Origin of the sequence: Microbulbifer agarilyticus (assembly GCF_001999945.1) — a bacterium.
Lineage (GTDB): Bacteria > Pseudomonadota > Gammaproteobacteria > Pseudomonadales > Cellvibrionaceae > Microbulbifer > Microbulbifer agarilyticus_A.
The window spans coordinates 832,593-850,926 of record NZ_CP019650.1 but is presented as its reverse complement, the minus strand read 5'-3'; the positions used below and the strand labels follow the sequence as shown (position 1 = coordinate 850,926).

The following is an 18,334-nucleotide window of genomic DNA, read 5'->3' as shown; positions in this document are numbered from 1 at the left end:
AAAGTTATATGGGGATCATCCATGCACACTTCAAGTCGCACTTGATGGATACCAGCCGCAGCTGACCATGGCACCGGCGGAACCCACAGGCGCAGCTAGCGAGCTGAAAGAGAAGAGCCCCTTGGGAAAGCAGGGTAATGTGGCGATTGGCCGGCGACGAATGTGATCTGCACCCAATTAGACCCCATGAAGATTGAAACCCCTGGTGCAAATACTGTATAAACAACCACTATCGAAATAACAACGAATACATTCCCATGTTGCTGCACCTGTCCATCAGTCAGTTCACCCTGGTCGACCAGCTGGAGCTGGAGTTCGGTCACGGCACCAGCACCCTTACCGGTGAAACCGGCGCCGGCAAATCCATTACGCTGGATGCGCTTGGCCTGGCACTGGGTGACCGGGGCAATGGCGAACTGGTGCGCGCCGGTGCCAAACGCGCCGATATCCACGCTACCTTCGATATCAGCAACCACGAGGAAGCTCGCACCTGGCTGGAAGACCAGGAGATGGACGCCGAGCGCGAAGTGATTCTGCGCCGCACCATCAGTGCCGACGGCCGCTCCCGCGCCTATATCAATGGCCAGCCAGTAACCCTGATGCAGTTGCGCACCCTGGGCGAGCAGCTTATCGATATCCACAGCCAGCACGAACACCAGTCGCTGCTGAAGAAAGACACCCACCGTCGCCTGCTGGACGAATACGCCCATGCCGAGGGGCACAGCGCCGAAGTGCGCATTCACTACAAAACCTGGCAGGACCAGTACCGCCGCTACCGCCGCCTGGCAGACAGTGCCGAGGAAACCCAAGCGCGCCGCGACCTGCTGGAATACCAGCTGGAAGAGCTGGCGCAACTGGACCTGAAACCCGGCGAGCTGGAAGAGCTTGAGAGCGAGCAGCGCCAGTTGGCCAACGCTGGCGACATCCTGAACGGCAGCTATCAGCTGGCCGCCATGCTGAACGGTGGCGAAGGGGATATTGCCGAACAGCTACACCGCGCCCTGCAGCTGGTCAGCGCAATGCCCGAACAAAGCCCGGCTCTGGCCGAGGTGGCACAGATGCTCGACAGCGCGCGCATCCAGATCGATGAAGCCGGCAGCACCCTGTCGCGGCATATCGATACCTTTGAAATGAACCCCGAACGCCTGACGGAGGTGGAAGAGCGCCTTTCGGCCATCTATTCCATTGCCCGCAAACACCGGATTCAGCCAGCCCAGCTCGCCGAGCTGCAACAGCAATGGCAGCAGGAGCTGGAGGAGATCGGCGCACCCGACGCGCTCGATAAACTGGCCGGCGAATGCGAGCAACTGGAGCAGGCGTTCCGGGCGGCCGCCGGCAAACTCAGCAAGCTCCGCATCGCGGCAGCAAAAAAACTGGCGGACGCGGTAAACAGCCAGCTCGCCGATCTGGCGATGCCCCACGCCCGCGTCGAGTTGGCGCTCACTGCGCTGGAAAAGCCCACCGCTACAGGCCTCGAAGAAGTGGAAATCCTGATCGCCACCAACCCCGGCCAGCCGGCGCGGGCACTCGGTAAAATTGCCTCCGGTGGTGAACTGTCGCGGGTGAGCTTGGCAATTCAGGTCGTCACTGCGCAAACCTCGCGCACCCCCACGCTGGTGTTTGATGAAGTGGATGTGGGTATTGGCGGCGCTACCGGCGATGTGGTGGGCAAACTGCTACGCCAGCTGGGCGAGCGCGGCCAGGTTATCTGCGTGACCCACCTTGCCCAAGTCGCCGCGCGCGCACACCGTCAGTATCTGGTGGAGAAGCACAGCGATGGCGAAGCGGCATTCGTGGCCCTGCGGGAACTGAAGGATGCAGAACGCAGTGCCGAGGTGGCACGCATGCTCGGTGGCGAGGCTACCGCGCAGTCCCTGGCGCACGCGGAAGAGATGCTGGCTCGGGCCTGATCGAGGGCCCTCGACCGGGGGGAAACTCGGCTAAGCAGTCACAATTAAGCGGCCTTCGGGACCGAAATTGACCGAAAGTGGCGGAAAATTCACTTTATACTCCCGCGCCCGCTACGGCGGATACGACTACACTGACGGGAATCAATTCGGTCTCACCATGCAAACCACGATTTTCAACACCCCCATTATCACGCCATTCCTGCGTTTGATCGCCAAGCTGCTACTGAAGCTACACGGCTGGAACATCGTCGCCGACGAGCAGGCGATGAAACTGAAAAAGTATGTCCTCATTGCCGCCCCTCACACCTCCAACTGGGATGGATACATCTTTATTCTGGCGGCGCTGAAACTGGGGATAAACCCGCACTGGATGGGCAAAGACAAGCTGTTCCCGTTTCCTCTGGGGGGAGTGGTGCGCTGGTTTGGCGGCATTCCCGTCGACCGCAGCAAAGCAAACAACCTGGTAGACGCCACCATTAACCAGTACAACGCCCACGAAGAACTGGTCATCGGCATCCCTCCGGAAGGCACCCGCGGCAAGTCCGAGCGCTGGAAAACTGGCTTCTACCATATCGCCCGGGGCGCTGCGATTCCGGTGGCCTGTGGTTTTGTCGACTTTCCGAACAAGGTCGCCGGCATTGGCCCGGTGATGGAAATGAGCGACAACCTGGAAGAAGACCTGAAGCAGCTGGGCGCGTTTTACGCCAATAAGAAAGGCAAGCACCAGAGCGATTACACACCGCCCATTTAAGCCTCAGCACCAGTGATCGAAAATTCGCCAATAAAAAAGGGAGCCATCGCTCCCTTTTTTATTGGTTTTATTGGCCCAGACCTTGATGCCTGGGCTGTGTGATCAGTACTGGCCGATCAGCTCTCTTTCTTCTTCACGTACAGCACCAGGCTGTGGCCGGTCAGCTCGTAACCGTGCTCGGCCGCGATCTTGTGCTGCAGCTCTTCGATCTGCTCATTGTGGAATTCGATGACCTTGCCGGAATCGGTGCACACCATGTGGTCGTGGTGGTCGCCGCGGTCCAGTTCGAATACAGAGTGGCCGCCATCGAAGTTGTGGCGCATCACCAGCCCGGCACTCTCAAACTGGGTCAATACCCGGTAAACAGTCGCCAGGCCCACATCTTCACCGGCCTCCAGCAGCATTTTGTACACATCTTCCGCACTCAGATGTTGTTCGCTGGCGCTCTCAAGCAGCTGCAGAATTTTTACACGCGGCAGCGTGACCTTAAGGCCAGCCTTGCGCAGTTCCTGGTTTTCGTTAGACATGGGTATTCAAGTTCCGGATCTTTATGCTCTATTGATCGTCCGCCTGTCGACGGGCGAATAGTTCGGGTATTATCCACGCCCAAGGTGGACAGCGAAACCCCGACACCCGGATTCGTGATCCGAGGTGCTGGCACCCAGTATGCGGTTTAGGCCGACAGGCCGGGAACTTAATCGCCGGAAAGGCGACTATTCTCTGTCAGGGCGGCATCTCACCGTCGGGCAGCATCTCCGTCGGCCGGCAGCGCGGGGCGCTGAATCCACCAAAGGCCTAGCAATGGGCCCCATTACGGAACCATAAAAATTCAGATGGAGCATTCAATGCCATCAGTTGTACGCATTCTGCTGATCGCCGGGCTGGTTAGCCTGGTTACCGGTTGTAGCCTGTTCAAATTCCCCGGGGTACACCGGATTCAGGTTCAGCAGGGCAATATCATTACCCAGGAAATGGTCGACAAGCTGCAGCCGGGCATGACCCGTCGCCAGGTGCGCTTTGTACTAGGCACCCCGCTGATTGAAGACACCTTCAATCCCAACCGCTGGGACTATATCAACCGCATTCGCAGCCCCAAGGGTGAAGAAAGCCAGCAGCGCTTTACCGTCTACTTCAATGGCGACCTGCTGATTGCCACCAGTGGCGACTGGCAGCCGGTCGGCTGGCCTTAAGCCCCTACGCCCTCTGCGCAGACGGCGTCAGCCTCCCTCGGCCTGACGCTTCGCCTTTGCCGCCCGCTGCTTGCGCGCCTCTTTCGGGTCCGCGATCAGCGGCCGGTAAACCTCCACCCGATCTCCCGGCTGCAATACATATTCTGCAGCTACCGCCAGCCCCTTGGTGCCCAGCGCCTGACCAAAAATACCCAGTTTCACAGTGGCCAGGTCCACTTCCGGGTACTCACGCGGGATGCCGGACTGCTCCAGTGCCTGCAACGCAGTGGTACCGGGCTCTACCAGCAGGCTCATAAGACGTTGTTCATGGGGCAGTGCGTACACCACTTCCACCGCAATCGTTTTCTGGTTGCTCATGCATTCTCTCCGTAAATCTTCTTGGCCCGTTCACACATGGCGTCCACCATCTGATTGGCAATACCGCCGAACAGCTTGCCCGCCGCAGCCCCTAGCAGGCGGTTTTCTACATCAAACGACAGGGTAAAAGCCACTTTGCAGGCATCTTCGGCAAGCGGGGTAAAGGTCCAGCAACCGTTAAAGGAACTAAACGGCCCGTCTACCAGCTCCAGTGTCATTTGTGTTGGACGCTGCAAACCATTGCGGGTGGTGAAGCTCTGGCTGATTCCCGCGCGCGATAGATCGAGCCGCGCCTCCAGGGTTGTTTCATCCTGATGCAGCACTTCCGCACTGCGGCATCCCGGCAAAAACTGCGGGTAACTGGCCACGTCGTTGACCAGGTCATACATCTGTTCCGCACTGAACATCACCAGTGCACTGCGTTCAATTTTTGTCATCGGGTATCTTTTTCATCACTCACGACTTGCGCCATAGAGGCCGGATTCTTATCTATCTAGCGATACAGGAGGCAAATTTCGCCCGCGACGCTACTCAAGGCGGATAAATCCTGCAACAATTCATTCTTTATCTGCTCTGCAGACTCGACCGTTATTGCCCAGACCATCCTCTGCGGGACCTGTACTTTTTATGTACGACCCAGGGGCGCCCAGCGTGGCTACGGCAATCACTCAGATGACAAGAATAACAGGCAAGCGAGAAATCTATGTCCGCAGCTAGAGAACATTTTGGCTCCCGAATCGGTTTTATTCTGGCCGCCGCCGGCTCTGCCGTCGGTATTGGCAACCTGGTGGCCTTCCCCGTGGCCGCAACCAAAAGTGGCGGTGGTGCCTTTCTGCTGGTGTATGCGCTGTTCGTTTTCCTGATCTGCCTGCCGGTGATGATGGCTGAGCTGGCGCTCGGCCGCAGAACCGAAAAAGACCCGGTGGGCGCTTACCGCCAGCTTTCTGGCGGCTCCCGACTTTGGCGCATCCCGGGCTGGCTGGCCCTGCTCACCCCGTTCATGATCGCGGTATTCTATATCGTGGTCACCGTGTGGGTCCTCGGCTACCTGCTCGCCACCCTGACCGGCAACCTGGACCAGCTGGCCAGCGGCGAATACTTCGGCCAATTTATCAACTCACCGATCGTGTTCGCATACCTGATCGTGATGATGCTGGTAATCAATGGCATCTTGGCAATGGGTGTTAAAGACGGTATTGAGCGCGCCGCCAAAACCCTGATGCCCATGCTGTTCGTGATGCTGGTGGGTCTGGTGATCTTCGTTCTCTCGCAAGAGAACGCCATGCTGGGAGTGAAATACTACCTGACCCCAGACCTCTCCAAGCTGAATGCGGAAGTCGTGAATAACGCGATGGCACAGGCCTTCTTCTCGCTGTCGCTGGGTATGGGCATCATGATCACCTACGGCTCCTACATGAAGAAGCGGGACGCGATTCCCGGCTCTGCGAAAGCCGTTGCGCTCACCGACACCATGGTGGCGTTCACCGCGGGCCTGCTGATCCTGCCGACCATTTTCCACTTCAACCCGCAGATCGACCCCGCTGAATTGAGCGACTCATCCGCGGGCATGATCTTCCTGTTCCTGCCGAAGATTTTCTACGCGCTGCAGGACAACATCGGCTACTTCGGTGCAAGCGCCTTTGCCTCGGTGTTCTTCTTCCTGGTACTGGTTGCCGCCATCACCTCTCTGGTGTCGATCATCGAAGTACCCGTCGCTACCCTGTGTGACGAAAAAGGCATGGAGCGTAAGAAAGCCATCTACACCGTGGCTGGTGCACAGCTGGTACTCGCCATCGCCTGCGCCATGTCTTTCGGTATGGCCGGCTGGCTGACCCAGTTCGTATCAATCGCTGGTGAAAATAAGTCGTTCTTTGATCTTGTAGAACTGATCTTCTACTCTACAATCCTGCCGCTGAACGGCCTGCTGGTCTGCCTGTTTGTGATCTACAAATGGAAGAAGTCCAACTTTGATGCCGAACTCCAGGAGGGTGACAGTGGCTTTGCCGGTACCCTCTCCCAGAAATATGTGAACTTTTCCCTCGGTACTTTTATCCCGCTGATCCTGTTGCTGGTATTCATCAACACAGTGGCCGAGAAGTACTTCGGGTATAGCTTCTTCTAAACTCAGGCAACGTTGTATTCATGGCCAAAAAGAAAAAGGCCCCGTCCTCAAACACCATCGCCCTCAACAAGAAGGCGAAGCACGATTACTTTATCGAGGAAAAGTTTGAGGCGGGAATGGAGCTGCAGGGCTGGGAAGTAAAGTCCTGCCGCGAGGGCAAGGCCCAGCTCACCGATAGTTACGTGCTGTTCAAAGACGGCCAGGCGTGGCTGCTGGGTGCGCGCATTCAGCCGCTCCCCAGCGCCTCGACCCACTTCGTTACCGAGCCAGACCGCACCCGCCGGCTGCTGCTGAACAAGCGCGAGATCGCCAAACTGGTGGCGGCGGTCAACCAGAAAGGTTACGCCTGTGTGTGTACCGCGATCTACTGGAAGCAACACCTGATCAAGTGCGAGATCGCTCTGGCCAAGGGTAAAGCCGGCCACGACAAGCGCGAGACCGAGCGAGAACGGGATTGGAACCGCCAGAAACAGCGCCTGATGCGCAGCGACCACCGTTAATCCGCAACTCACTTAAACAACAGAACAATAACGACGAGATTTAGCATGAGTGCACCGCGAGGACAGTTCAGTTCTAACTTCGGCTTCCTGATGGCCGCCGCCGGCTCCGCCGTCGGCCTCGGCAATATCTGGGGCTTCCCCACCAACGTCGCCGCCAACGGTGGTGCCGCGTTTGTGGTGATCTACCTGGTACTTGCCTTCCTGCTGGCCTACCCGGTGCTGATGGCGGAACTCGCCATCGGCCGCTACGCGCGCAGCAACATGGTAAAAGCGTTGCGGGAGATTTCCCCGGGCCCGGTCAGCCGCGCCGCCGGTACCCTCACCGGTCTCGGTGGCATTCTCGTCGCCTCCCTGATTCTGAGCTTCTACGCCATCGTCGCTGGCTGGATGGTTGCCCACCTGGCAGACCCGGTTGCCACCTTAGTCGGCGCGAAAGAAGCCGCCGCCTGGATGACCGGCGACAGCACCGCCCGCAACTTCACCTTTACCGCCATTTTCAGCGGCTTCACCATGCTGATTATTGCCAGCGGCGTGGAGAAAGGTATCGAGCGCTGGTCCACTCTGCTGATGCCGTCACTGATCCTGTTGTTGCTGTTGCTGATCGTGTACGTGCTCGCGCAGCCCGGCGCCTTCCAGGGCCTCGAAGCCTACCTGATCCCGGATTTCAGCAAACTCTCGCCGGAACTGTTGCTGTCGGCCATGGGCCAGGCCTTCTTCTCCCTGTCACTGGGTGTGGGCACCATGCTGATTTACGGTTCCTACCTGAGCAAACAGGAAAGCTTGCCGCGCCTGGGTGCGCTGGTAACCCTGATCGACGTGGGTATCGCGTTCACCGCCGGCCTGCTGATCCTGCCGGCCATGTATGTGGCGCAGGAAGCCGGTACCCAGATCTTCTCCGAAGCGGGCGACCTGATTGCCGGCCCGGGCCTGATCCTGCAGGTACTGCCGGCCCTGTTCGACAGCATGGGCACCACCGGCCTGTTTGTAGCCATCGCCTTCTTTGCCCTGATGAGCATCGCGTCCCTCACCTCCTCCATCTCCATGCTGGAAGTGCCGGTCGCCTTTTCTATCGAAAGCCTGGGCCTGAAGCGCAAGCCCGCCACCCTGATGATGGGCCTGATTATTTTCCTGATCAGCACCGTGATCATCTTTAATTTCGACAGCCTGTTCGGCCTGGTGATTTCCATCAGCACCGAATACGGCCAGCCGCTGCTGGGTGTGGCACTGTGTATCTTTGCCGGCTGGATCTGGCGCCGCGACCAGCTGCTGATGGAAATGCAGGAAGGCCACGAAGGTATCGAGAACACCCTGTTCTGGAAAATCTGGCCCTGGTACGTGCGCATCGTGTGCCCGCTGCTGATCCTCGCGGCCTTCGCGCAGACCGTGCTGTAACTGCCTGTCCGGGTTATCTGACCTAGAATAATCCTGATATTCCCTTGGGCTGCCCGCCGCGGCAGCCCAAACTTTCCCCCACTGTTATCGTTCTAACCACTCGTCTAACGACGCCGCGTTTATGCCATCCAGAAAACCACCTTCGATCTTTCGCAACGCCACTCGCCGCAATGCCGGTAAATCACCGCAAGGCGGCAGCAAGAAACCATCGAAAGCGACACCCGAGGTAGAGATTCAACGGTTTAGCCACGAGGTGCGCGGCATTGCGCGCCACCAGGGCAAAACCGTATTTGTGGATAACGCCCTGCCGGGTGAGACGGTGCGCATCCGCTATACCGCCAACCGCGCCAAGTTTGATGAAGCAGTGGCCACCGAGGTGCTGACAGCCTCTCCAGACCGACAAACACCGCCCTGCCCCCACGCAGAGGTCTGCGGCGGCTGCGCGCTGCAACAGATGACACCTGCCGCGCAGATCGACGCCAAGCAACAGATCCTGCTGGATCAGCTCAGCCGGTTCGCCAGAGCCACTCCCGAGCAGGTGTTACCGCCACTCACCGGCAGCACGCTCGGCTACCGCCGCAAGGCGCGCCTCGGTGTGCGTTTCGTAAAACCGAAAAGCGGCGGCAAGGCGAGCCTGGTACTGGGCTTCCGTGAAAAAGGCTCCAACGACCTCACCGATGTTGAGCAGTGCCCGGTACTTCCCGCGGAAGCCTCTGCGCTGATTCCGCAGCTGCGCGAGGCCATCCTGCAGTGCGAAGGCCGCCGCAATATCTCGCATATCGAGATTGCCGCCGGCGAGGATCACACCGCACTGGTAATCCGCCACCTGCAGCCGCTATCGGAAGAGGACCGCGAGCGCTGGCTGGACTTTGCGAAGCAACACCAGCTGCACCTCTACCTGCAGGGTGAGCAGGGCGATGCCAACACGCACAAGGTCTGGCCCGAATCCGGCCCGGCGCGCTTGAACTATGCGCTGCCCGCATTCGACCTGACCCTGAATTTCCATCCGCAGGATTTCATTCAGGTGAATTTTGAGATCAACCGGCAGATGGTTTCGCTGGCGCTGGAACTGCTCGACGTACAACCGGAAGACCGCGTACTGGACCTGTTCTGCGGCCTCGGCAACTTCACCCTGCCACTGGCCACCCGCGCGCGGGAAGTGGTTGGCGTGGAGGGGCTGTTTTCACTCACCGAGCGCGCGCGGGAAAATGCGTCTGCCAACGGCATCGACAATGTCCGCTTCCAGGCCGCCGACCTGACCGAAGACTTCTCCCGCAGCCCCTGGGCGCGCGGCGGCTTCGACCGCATCCTGCTGGACCCGCCGCGCAACGGCGCGCTGGAAGTAGTGCGCAATATCGGTCAGTTCAACGCCAAAGCCATCCTGTATATCTCCTGCAACCCCGCCACCCTTGCGCGGGATACCGCAGAGCTCATCCAACAGGGCTACGTCCTGCGCAAGGCCGGGGTAATGGACATGTTCCCCCACACCACCCACGTGGAATCTATCGCTTTGTTCGAAAAGGCCTGACCCAGTCAGGCCCTATCGTTCACCGCGTAGTTCACCATGAGTGCGTGAACAGCACAGAACCGGCGGTCAATCTTTTTGCAAACACACCTATTGTGACAATCCTGCTTCCGGTATAATTACTAATACGCCTACGATATTCGTAGCGGCAGATTCCGGGGATGACTTGGATTCGACGCCGGTGACGAAACCATGGGTGCATGCCGTGAGGGTAGCCAATCACGTAAATCCAAAGCTGCATTTTATTAGTTGCCAACGACGACAACTACGGTGCCCAACTCGCTGCGTAAGCAGCTTGTGAAGCACTAACTAAGGGTTCGTCCCTTAGCGGCCCTCAGCAAGGTTCCAGTACCGCGCTGTTGGCTGTTATACAGAACTGGATCGCCGTGACACTTATCTGAGGTAGATCGGTTAAATCTTTTTCAGAATCGTCTGCTACGTCCTGCCCGTTGGGCTGTAGTGGATTAAATTAATAGACGGAACTAAGCATGTAGAGCCTCTGGCGGAGTGCTGACGGACGCGGGTTCGACTCCCGCCATCTCCACCAAATTAAAAAGGCCCGGTATCGCAAGATACCGGGCCTTTTTAATTTGGCTAACTGAGTGAACTGAAATGTTCAGCTCGAACGCAATTACAGACCCTGCCGAAATCCATAAAGCGCATCTGCCAGCGCTTCCATTGGCGTTTCGATGGCCGCAACGATTTTCTCCGGGCTTCCGTAAAGCCTAACCGCCTGATCTTGCGGCGCAATCTCCAGCAAGAAGGCGCCGCTCGGTGAGTGGCCTGCGATATTCAATGTCAGGTTACTTTGGAAGCGCACTTTATCGCCATAGCCCGGGCGGATACGAAGGCCCACCGAGTTAAGCTGCTGCAAGATATTGTCGCGGTGAATAATCTGATCCGCCAAGGCGAGCGTTGCATCGCTGGTGGCCCGTTCGTCCAGAATTAATTGCACTCCACCAATATATCCATACTTTTTTCCGTCTTCTTCGGCGCTGGCATAGGCTTTATTTTCACCATAATTCTCGGCAAGGATTTTATCCGCATCATAGTGAATAGAAGCGATGGTAACTCCGTGCTTTACCGCCGCTTTTAATATCTGGTCGTACTGGTTATACGCCGCATCAAAAGTGCCTTTGTTCCGAATATCTTTGCCGGCGACCATATCCTCAACGTTGAGAATATAGGTACTGAGGCCCCGCTTAATCAGTTTGCTATTCAGACTTTGCAGGGTCGGGTCAATGAACAAACGCTCTTCACCATTTGCCCCGCCGCTGGATAGATTGAGGTGATCCGGCAGGGTGTGATCAGACACCAGCAGTATGTCCACCTCTTCCATCATTTGTACCACCGGGCCGATATCGACCGTGGTATCTGCTGTGGTATCAGCTCCAATAGCGGAGGGCGAACCCGCGCAGCCCTGCAGGAAAGACAGGGTCAACACGATGAAAAAGGAAGATCTTAAGCGCGCTAACTGCATAGCCATACCTGTACCAACGATGCTTTTATCCAAAATCTAACGACTAAGTTACGGTATACCCGCGCAAATGATAGTGACCTTCTATCGTTTGCGCCGATGTGTGGCTCAGTGGACACCGACCCGCAGCCACGCTCACAATTTAGACACCCCATCTCACGCTATTGAGACGTCAAAGCGGGTCTAGGATACTAGGGCTTAGCCGCACCGGCCGGCCAGAACACTAACAAGATGTAACTCCCATAAGGCAATCATGACGCTACCGAAGAAAATCCCACTGGCAAAGCTCCTTAACCGCTGGGTCTACCCCGCCGTCATTGTGGTGATGGCGCTGGCACTGTGGCAATACCCGGCCTGGTTTGGCCAGGAAACGCCGAAGCAGGTCGCGGTCGAGCAAGAGGAGCTGCCCGACTACGGCAGGGCGCAACGGGAAACGGTGGCGAGAGAATTCCGTGCGGCCTGGGTTGCGACGGTGGCGAATATTGATTGGCCCAGTAAGCCTGGCCTGCCGGTAGCGCAGCAGCAACAGGAGGCCATCGCTTTGCTGGACAAGGTTGCTGCGGCAAACATGAACGCAGTGATTTTTCAGGTCCGCCCCCAGGCCGATGCCCTATATACCAGCGAGTTGGAGCCTTGGTCCTACTATCTCTCCGGTGAACAGGGCAAAGCCCCAGAGCCCTTCTACGACCCGCTCGCCTTCTGGATAGAACAGGCCCACCAGCGCGGCCTTGAGCTGCACGCCTGGGTAAACCCATACCGCGCCCACCACACTCAGGGCGGCCCGGTATCCGAGCACTCCATCGTCAACACAAAGCCGGAGCTGATCGCAAAGCTGGCCAATGGCATGTACTGGATGGAGCCCACCCGGGAAGAAACCATTGCGCATTCACTATCGGTCATCACAGACATTGTGCAGCGCTACGATATCGATGGCATTCACTACGATGACTATTTCTACCCCTACCCTTCCTACAACGATGGGGCGCCCTTCCCCGACAGTGAAAGCTACACGGCCTACCAGCAACAGGGTGGTCAGCTTGGCGTGTCGGACTGGCGCCGGGCGGCGGTAAACCGCTTTGTCAAAGACATCTATAGCGAAGTAAAACGCATCAAGCCCCATGTAAAAGTGGGTATCAGTCCCTTCGGTATCTGGCGTCCCAAATACCCAGAGACCATCGCCGGATTTGACCAGCACGAGCAGCTCTATGCCGATGCCCGCCTCTGGTTGAACGAGGGTTGGCTGGACTACTTCACACCGCAGTTGTACTGGAACATTAACCGCGTGCAACAGAGTTACCCCATGCTGCTGGCCTGGTGGCAGGGTGAGAACCACCAGCAGCGTCACCTGTGGCCAGGTTTAAGCAGCAATAAAGTGGAAACGAATCAGGGCATCGACGAAATCATTAACCAGATCCTGTTTACCCGCGCACTGCTACAAGAACAAACCGGCCAGGTTTTCTGGAACGTGAAAACGGTAAGTGAAAATCCCCGGTTTGCACAAGTGCTGAAAGATACCGTGTTCTATCACCAGGCACTGGTGCCCGCCTCACCGTGGCTGGACAGTGCAGCGCCTTTGGCACCGGAGGTGCGCTATCAGTCAAACACCGATGGGCTGAGTGTCAGCTGGCAACCTCGCGGTGATGAGGCGGCAGCACGCTGGCTGCTGTACTACCAAGCGGGCAGCAAGTGGCGCTACAGGATTTTTAACAAAGACATCCTCAGCCATCAGTTCAGGCAACAGGATGAGGTCACAGCCATTGCGGTTGTCGCGGTGGATCGAAATGGCTTGGAGAGTGAGCGAATTGACCAGCAGATAGCTGGTCGTTAATTCATGATTTAAACGCTACCCGGCTGCTTTCCAGCCGATGGTCCTCCGTCTGTGTTGGACTCGACTGAGGACTGTACAGGAGCGGCGAGAGCGGTCGCGAGCGCTTTCTGAAAGATGTCCCATACGGTAATAAAAACGCCGGTGATGACCGGTCCAATGATCAAACCAACTGCGCCGAACATGGCAAGACCGCCAAAAGTGCCGATCAGCACCATCAGGTCGCTCAGTTTGGCTTCGCGACCAACTAACCATGGACGAAGCAGGTTATCCGCCAAACCAACCACGATAGCGCACCAAGCCGCCAGTCCGATTGCACTAACGGTTTCGCCGGCAAATGCTAAATAGAGGACAGCAGGAATCCATATGATGGAGGGGCCGACGGCCGGAATAATCGAGGCGAAGGCCATCACTACGCCCCAAAATGCCGCCGCTTGGATACCTACGATCGAAAAAGCAATGCCACCCAAGGCACCCTGCACAACCCCGATCACCAAAGTCCCCTTTATGGTCGCACAGCTCACGGAGACCACTCTATCGACCAGCCGATTTTGTGCGTCGATCGTCAACCCGGTATAGCGGGCAAGCTGCGCCAGCACGGTCGTCTTCTCCTGCAGGAAAAACACCATTGCATACGCCATGACAAAAAGGTTCAGGAAAAAATGTGCTGTCCCTTTGGTGGCCGCGGAAACGACAGACAAGAAGAGTGAAGCCAGCCTACTGGCAAGTTCGCCAGCCTTCGCCGCGAGCTGTGGACCGAGTGCTTCGATTTCTTCCCGAAACGGAACCCAGTCGGGGAGCTGGATTGTCGTCCAGTCCGTGTCCAGCCGCTGAATAAAACTACCAATTCCCGCGACCAAATCGCTGGCTTGGGTTGCGGCAATAAACACGATTGCGAGGGTCGGCACCAACACGCCTATCAATAAGATGACAAGGGTGATGACAGCGGCAATCCCCTGTCGCCCCCCGACGGCAGCGCTTACTTTTTCCTGAAGGGGCGCCGCCATCGCGCTAAAGATTGCAGCAAGTAAAAGTGCGACGAGAAAGTCTCGAACCATGCCTACGAAAAGCGCAGAAATCGCTAACGTCGCAAGGCCTGTAGCGAACAGTGTTACACGAGCGGGGCTTGCAGAGACGTCGGGCATCGTTAAGCGCTCCTCTGGCACCTGAGGTGCGCTTTAAGCCAACTGATCAGGGCCAACCTCTACCACCAGCTTGCCGAAGTTTTCACCTTGCAGTAAACCAATGAAAGCCTCTACAGCATTTTCAAGGCCCGTCACTTTGTCTTCCCTGTATTTGATTTTCCCCGACATCAACCAGGGCAACATGGCCTGCTGAAATTCGTCATAGCGGTGCCCGTAGTCGTCAAATACGATAAAGCCCTGCATCTTGGCACGCTTCACCAATAGATTACCCATCAGCATCGGCATGCGATCCGGGCCGGCAGGCAACTCGGTTGCATTGTATTGGGCGATCAGTCCACACAGAGGGATGCGCGCTTTGGGGTTAATTAATGGCAGCACCGCATCAAACACCTTGCCACCAACATTTTCATAATACACATCAATACCGGCCGGACAGGCCTTGGCAAGCTGCTCGTCCAGATCCTCCGCATGGTGATTCAGGCAGGCATCAAAACCCAGTTCATTCACCGCGTAGTCGCACTTCTCCTGGCTACCGGCAATACCTACCACTTTGCAGCCCTGAATTTTCCCAATCTGGCCCACCAGGCTACCCACCGCACCCGTCGCTGCAGCAACAACGAGGGTTTCTCCGGCTTTGGGCTGGCCAATATCCATCAAGCCCATATACGCAGTTAACCCGGGCATACCCAATACACCCAAACCATAGGATGGGTTGGGCATGGCGCTATCCAGTTTGATGACACCTTCACCATCCGAGAGGCTATAGTCCTGCCAGCCGCCAAAGGCAACCACCAGATCGCCCTTTTTAAAACCGGAATGCTTCGATTCCTCTACGCGGCAGATACTGCCGCCCACCATCACCTCACCAATGGCGACGGGTTCCGCGTAGGACTTCGCATCACTCATGCGCCCGCGCATATATGGGTCGAGCGATAAGTAAATGGTTCGCAGTAGGATTTCTCCGTCACCAGGGGTCGGAATTGCAGTTCTAACAAAATTGAAATCGGCTGGTGTTGGCGCGCCATGTGGGCGAGATGCCAGAGTAATCTGACGATTCGCATTGCGGCTTTGATTCATAGGACACCTTCACGAATTGTTTCCGAAAGTCATCTACAAACATTATCACCAGTTTGCTTTTTCTATATCGGACAATACCCAGGAGCGATCGAAGTACGCCTCTGTTGGTGAATAAAAACGGAAGTAGGTAAACCATGCCCGGCCGGGCACTGTCGGAATCCAGTTTTTCTCTTTTCCTGGCGGCGGTGTTGGGCCGAAATAGATATCGAAGGACCCGTCATCATTTTCGATCAGGTCCATACGGGATGATTTGTCGGCAATTCGCTGCTCGTTATCAATCAGCGCACGTGTTGCGACATCGTAGACAGTCGTGGACCAGAACTCGGCGGCCGGCGCGTTTGGCAATACGTGCAGTTTGTACTGGTTGGCGCCATCGAGCCAATCACCATCGGTGTCTTTGTAAGCCGCAAGATAAATCTGATCCTTCCCAGGAGTCTTTGACTGCATGGCCGGATCATTGGTCACCGCCTCATAGAACCATGCAGCGCGACCGTCCAACGCATCGTAATTTTCCCAACGCTGGTTCGGAGGTGACACCGTGGCAATCTCCCAGTGACTGCCGTCATGATAGATGGACTGTTCAAGGCGCGGGTTTTCGAAGTCGTTCGCCTTGGCCATCGCCTCGCCCACTAGTGCGGCCTCGGTAAGGATTTCTTTCTGACGCGCATCCGGGTTGAACGGCTTGCCCTTTTCGATACCCAACGGCTTCAACATCGCGTGAAAGAAACGATCACGCTCTTCCACCGGCTCGCGATTCAGGATATCCGCGAGGCGCTCGAAATACGTAATGCCCCGAGGCTGCCACCCCTCCCAATGCTTGTCGCCCGCCTCGATCACCTTGGTGTCGGCTGCTGATCCTTCTTCGGCGAGAGGATAGATCTCGATTTTCGACAACGCATCCTTGCGTACGTCTTCGTCTTTGCTCATGAGGCGAATACCAAAGAAGACGCTATTGGTGGGAGACTCGAAAGTCTTGTAGCCATCGGGCACCTGTGGCGCCTCTGTGCCGGGTGCGTAAAACACGTATTTGCCCGGCTCCGTCATTGGCGCAATCGCGGTTTGCCACATACTGTGCATGGCACCACGCACTTCCGCTTCCGGCATCTCGACTACAATCGGGCCGGTTTCGTTAAGTCGAATAAAACTCAGCGCGTACGGGGTTGTGGCGTTGGCGGTCAGCAACCCGAGTTTGGATACATAATCCGGGTAAAAAACGATATCGCCGGATTCCGCATTGAAAACATTTTCATGCTCATGTTGCCATTGAGCGAAGGATACAAGAGGGATTGCCCAAAGATATGCCTGGGTTGCGCGCTGGAAATCCATCGTATCAAACAGTTTTTCTACCGTTTCTTTTGTCGGATACCCATTGACAAAATCGTGGGTAAAAGAGAGTTTACCGATACGGGTATCGAGAGTTTCCCCACCTTGCGGCGCACCGGTTTCAGAGCTTTCTGCAGTCGAGTCCGTCGCATTCCCGGAGGACTTCGTGCGCTCCGCCGCTGCAGTATCCGCATTGGGCTTTTCCTGCCGATCACTACTACAGCCAACACCGAGTGAAAACAGTAGTATTGCAGCAATAAACTTATTACGAATCATGTTCGAAACCTCTCCCGATTGATTCTCAACATAGCAAGTACTACTTCAGTTCTTGTGGAACATAATCTGGTTGCTTGTAGATACCTTCCCGAATTTCTTTGCTCGGCCCATAAGTCCGTAATACAAGCCAGAAGGGCCCATCGGGTGCCGGTAACCAGTTGCTTTCTTTGTCTTTTCCCGGTGACTCATGGGAAAAGTAGAGCGTAAGTGAGCCGTCAGGATTACGTTTAAGCCCTTTGGTACTTGAGCCGATGGAATAGCGGTTGATGGGGTTATCCACCAAATAGCGCTCCGGTAACCGATACATGGTGTAGGACCAGAAGTAATCCACAGGTGGCTCCTGTCCTTTTGGGAAGGTTACGGTATAGGAGGCTTTGCTACCGTCGGTTTCTTTGCCGTTCATGTCGTTGGGGTTGGTCAGGTAAATCGATTGCTCAGGAACGTTACCGAAGATACCGAGGTAGACCCCCTGCGCACGATTTGCATAATCGGTACCGATGCGTTTGCGATCGCCAAAGAAATCGGCGGGGTCGTACTTTCCTCGGCCAACACGGTCCATCTGCTCCTGCGCGTCTTTGATACCCTGGCGCAACGCTTTTTGAGTAGCCGCAGGCAGCTCACTGAACTTCCAGCCCCCCTTCGCATCCATACCGAGCTCGCCCAGCTTCTCATACATAGCGCCATCGGCGTCGTTACGGGAAGTCAGCGGAAGAATAAAGCTGACGTAATCCCAGTACTTGTCCGTATCTTCCGCGCCCTCTTCCCAGCTTGGCCAGTCGATATTTGGAGCAGCCTTGGGTGGGGCTTTTCCCAAGTAATTGCTTAGCGGTTCCAGTTTGTATGCCTGCTGAATTTCCTTTACCTTGTTAAGGCCACCTTTACTTTCAATAAGCTGGGTGCGGGTCAGAGAGCCAAGAAAGTCGCTTTCACCACGGATAATTCGATCAACCCCCGCAGGCTTTTCACCCTTCCACTCCGGTGATGCCAACAAAACAGTGATGCCATCATTGCCGTCGTTTACCGAGCCGGGGTTGTCTAAGACGTACCCCCAGAGGTCGTCCCACTGGCTGGTATAGAACCGATCCTTCTCGATTTTTGGCAGGGTCAGAACCCATGGTTCAGCGCGCAAGTCCACCCAAACATAGGAGTAAGGGGTATCGTTGTTCGGTGTGACGATATCGGTATCTTTCGGGCTTGAGGTCCCCAAATGTACCCACGTCCCGAATTCCCGGTCGCCTTCAATGGCCTGCTTGTACATAGTCCGGTAGTTCATAACCAGGGGGTAGGTGAATAGGTAGGCCTCCTTGGCCATTGCCCTCGCCTGATCTTCGTCGGGCCCTTCTTTCGCGTTGCATATCGTACTAACCGCCAGTGAGGCCAACACCACAATGGCGCCCCAAAGAGACTTACACACAATTGATTTGCCACCTTTTGAAATGAGTGGCCGGGAGGGAAAACGCATAG

16 protein-coding genes and 1 other RNA gene are annotated in these 18,334 nt (G+C 56.4%); 9 read left to right on the top strand and 8 right to left on the bottom strand.

Annotated elements, in window-relative coordinates:
- Positions 1–257: 257 nt before the first annotated feature.
- Positions 258–1,910 (top strand): DNA repair protein RecN, encoded by a 1,653-nt coding sequence (recN, locus tag Mag101_RS03530; RefSeq protein WP_077400887.1) that lies wholly within the window; start codon positions 258–260, stop codon positions 1,908–1,910.
- Between the two features lie 157 nt (positions 1,911–2,067).
- A complete protein-coding gene (locus Mag101_RS03525) occupies positions 2,068–2,661 on the top strand; it encodes a lysophospholipid acyltransferase family protein (RefSeq protein ID WP_077408019.1) in 594 nt (197 codons plus the stop codon).
- Positions 2,662–2,777: 116 nt separating this feature from the next.
- Here the strand turns inward: Mag101_RS03525 and fur are convergent, their stop codons facing one another.
- Positions 2,778–3,188, bottom strand: coding sequence for a ferric iron uptake transcriptional regulator (fur, locus tag Mag101_RS03520; RefSeq protein WP_077400884.1), 411 nt, complete (start codon positions 3,186–3,188; stop codon positions 2,778–2,780).
- 318 nt (positions 3,189–3,506) lie between these two features.
- On the opposite strand from fur, the gene Mag101_RS03515 reads away from it, so the two are divergent.
- Positions 3,507–3,851: an outer membrane protein assembly factor BamE gene (locus Mag101_RS03515; protein WP_077400882.1), complete on the top strand. Its 345-nt coding sequence runs from the start codon at positions 3,507–3,509 to the stop codon at positions 3,849–3,851.
- 27 nt (positions 3,852–3,878) lie between these two features.
- Here the strand turns inward: Mag101_RS03515 and Mag101_RS03510 are convergent, their stop codons facing one another.
- Together Mag101_RS03510 and Mag101_RS03505 are read right to left on the bottom strand one after the other, a co-directional pair.
- Complete coding sequence (locus tag Mag101_RS03510; RefSeq protein ID WP_077400879.1) at positions 3,879–4,208, bottom strand: RnfH family protein; 330 nt, start codon at positions 4,206–4,208, stop codon at positions 3,879–3,881.
- A complete protein-coding gene (locus Mag101_RS03505) occupies positions 4,205–4,645 on the bottom strand; it encodes a type II toxin-antitoxin system RatA family toxin (RefSeq protein WP_077400877.1) in 441 nt (146 codons plus the stop codon). Before Mag101_RS03505 ends, Mag101_RS03510 begins: the two co-directional genes overlap by 4 nt.
- A 266-nt stretch (positions 4,646–4,911) precedes the next feature.
- Between Mag101_RS03505 and Mag101_RS03500 the strand changes: the two genes are divergently transcribed.
- From Mag101_RS03500 to ssrA, 5 genes are all read left to right on the top strand, one after another.
- A complete protein-coding gene (locus tag Mag101_RS03500) occupies positions 4,912–6,330 on the top strand; it encodes a sodium-dependent transporter (RefSeq protein ID WP_077400874.1) in 1,419 nt (472 codons plus the stop codon).
- A 20-nt stretch (positions 6,331–6,350) separates the two neighbouring features.
- On the top strand, positions 6,351–6,830 hold the full coding sequence (gene smpB, locus Mag101_RS03495) for an SsrA-binding protein SmpB (RefSeq protein WP_077400871.1): 480 nt from the start codon (positions 6,351–6,353) through the stop codon (positions 6,828–6,830).
- Positions 6,831–6,875: 45 nt separating this feature from the next.
- Complete coding sequence (locus tag Mag101_RS03490) at positions 6,876–8,222, top strand: sodium-dependent transporter (protein ID WP_077400868.1); 1,347 nt, start codon at positions 6,876–6,878, stop codon at positions 8,220–8,222.
- Between the two features lie 121 nt (positions 8,223–8,343).
- A complete protein-coding gene (gene rlmD, locus Mag101_RS03485; RefSeq protein ID WP_077400865.1) occupies positions 8,344–9,750 on the top strand; it encodes a 23S rRNA (uracil(1939)-C(5))-methyltransferase RlmD in 1,407 nt (468 codons plus the stop codon).
- Positions 9,751–9,904: 154 nt separating this feature from the next.
- Positions 9,905–10,294: a transfer-messenger RNA gene (ssrA, locus tag Mag101_RS03480) on the top strand.
- 84 nt (positions 10,295–10,378) lie between these two features.
- On the opposite strand, the gene Mag101_RS03475 is transcribed toward ssrA, so the two are convergent.
- Positions 10,379–11,233, bottom strand: a complete 855-nt coding sequence (locus tag Mag101_RS03475) for a hypothetical protein (RefSeq protein ID WP_157520139.1) — start codon at positions 11,231–11,233, stop codon at positions 10,379–10,381.
- A 244-nt stretch (positions 11,234–11,477) separates the two neighbouring features.
- Between Mag101_RS03475 and Mag101_RS03470 the strand changes: the two genes are divergently transcribed.
- Positions 11,478–13,052, top strand: coding sequence for a glycoside hydrolase family 10 protein (locus Mag101_RS03470; RefSeq protein WP_077400859.1), 1,575 nt, complete (start codon positions 11,478–11,480; stop codon positions 13,050–13,052).
- Between the two features lie 8 nt (positions 13,053–13,060).
- Here Mag101_RS03470 and Mag101_RS03465 read toward each other — a convergent pair whose 3' ends face one another.
- Genes Mag101_RS03465 through Mag101_RS03450 form a run of 4 tightly spaced genes read right to left on the bottom strand, consistent with a single transcriptional unit; the run spans position 13,061 to position 18,284 of the window.
- Positions 13,061–14,194 (bottom strand): AI-2E family transporter, encoded by a 1,134-nt coding sequence (locus Mag101_RS03465; RefSeq protein WP_077400856.1) that lies wholly within the window; start codon positions 14,192–14,194, stop codon positions 13,061–13,063.
- Between the two features lie 33 nt (positions 14,195–14,227).
- Positions 14,228–15,271: an NADP-dependent oxidoreductase gene (locus Mag101_RS03460; protein ID WP_077400853.1), complete on the bottom strand. Its 1,044-nt coding sequence runs from the start codon at positions 15,269–15,271 to the stop codon at positions 14,228–14,230.
- A gap of 45 nt (positions 15,272–15,316) precedes the next feature.
- Complete coding sequence (locus Mag101_RS03455; protein WP_077400850.1) at positions 15,317–16,870, bottom strand: DUF1254 domain-containing protein; 1,554 nt, start codon at positions 16,868–16,870, stop codon at positions 15,317–15,319.
- Between the two features lie 40 nt (positions 16,871–16,910).
- Positions 16,911–18,284, bottom strand: a complete 1,374-nt coding sequence (locus tag Mag101_RS03450) for a DUF1254 domain-containing protein (protein WP_198040078.1) — start codon at positions 18,282–18,284, stop codon at positions 16,911–16,913.
- Positions 18,285–18,334 lie beyond the last annotated feature (50 nt).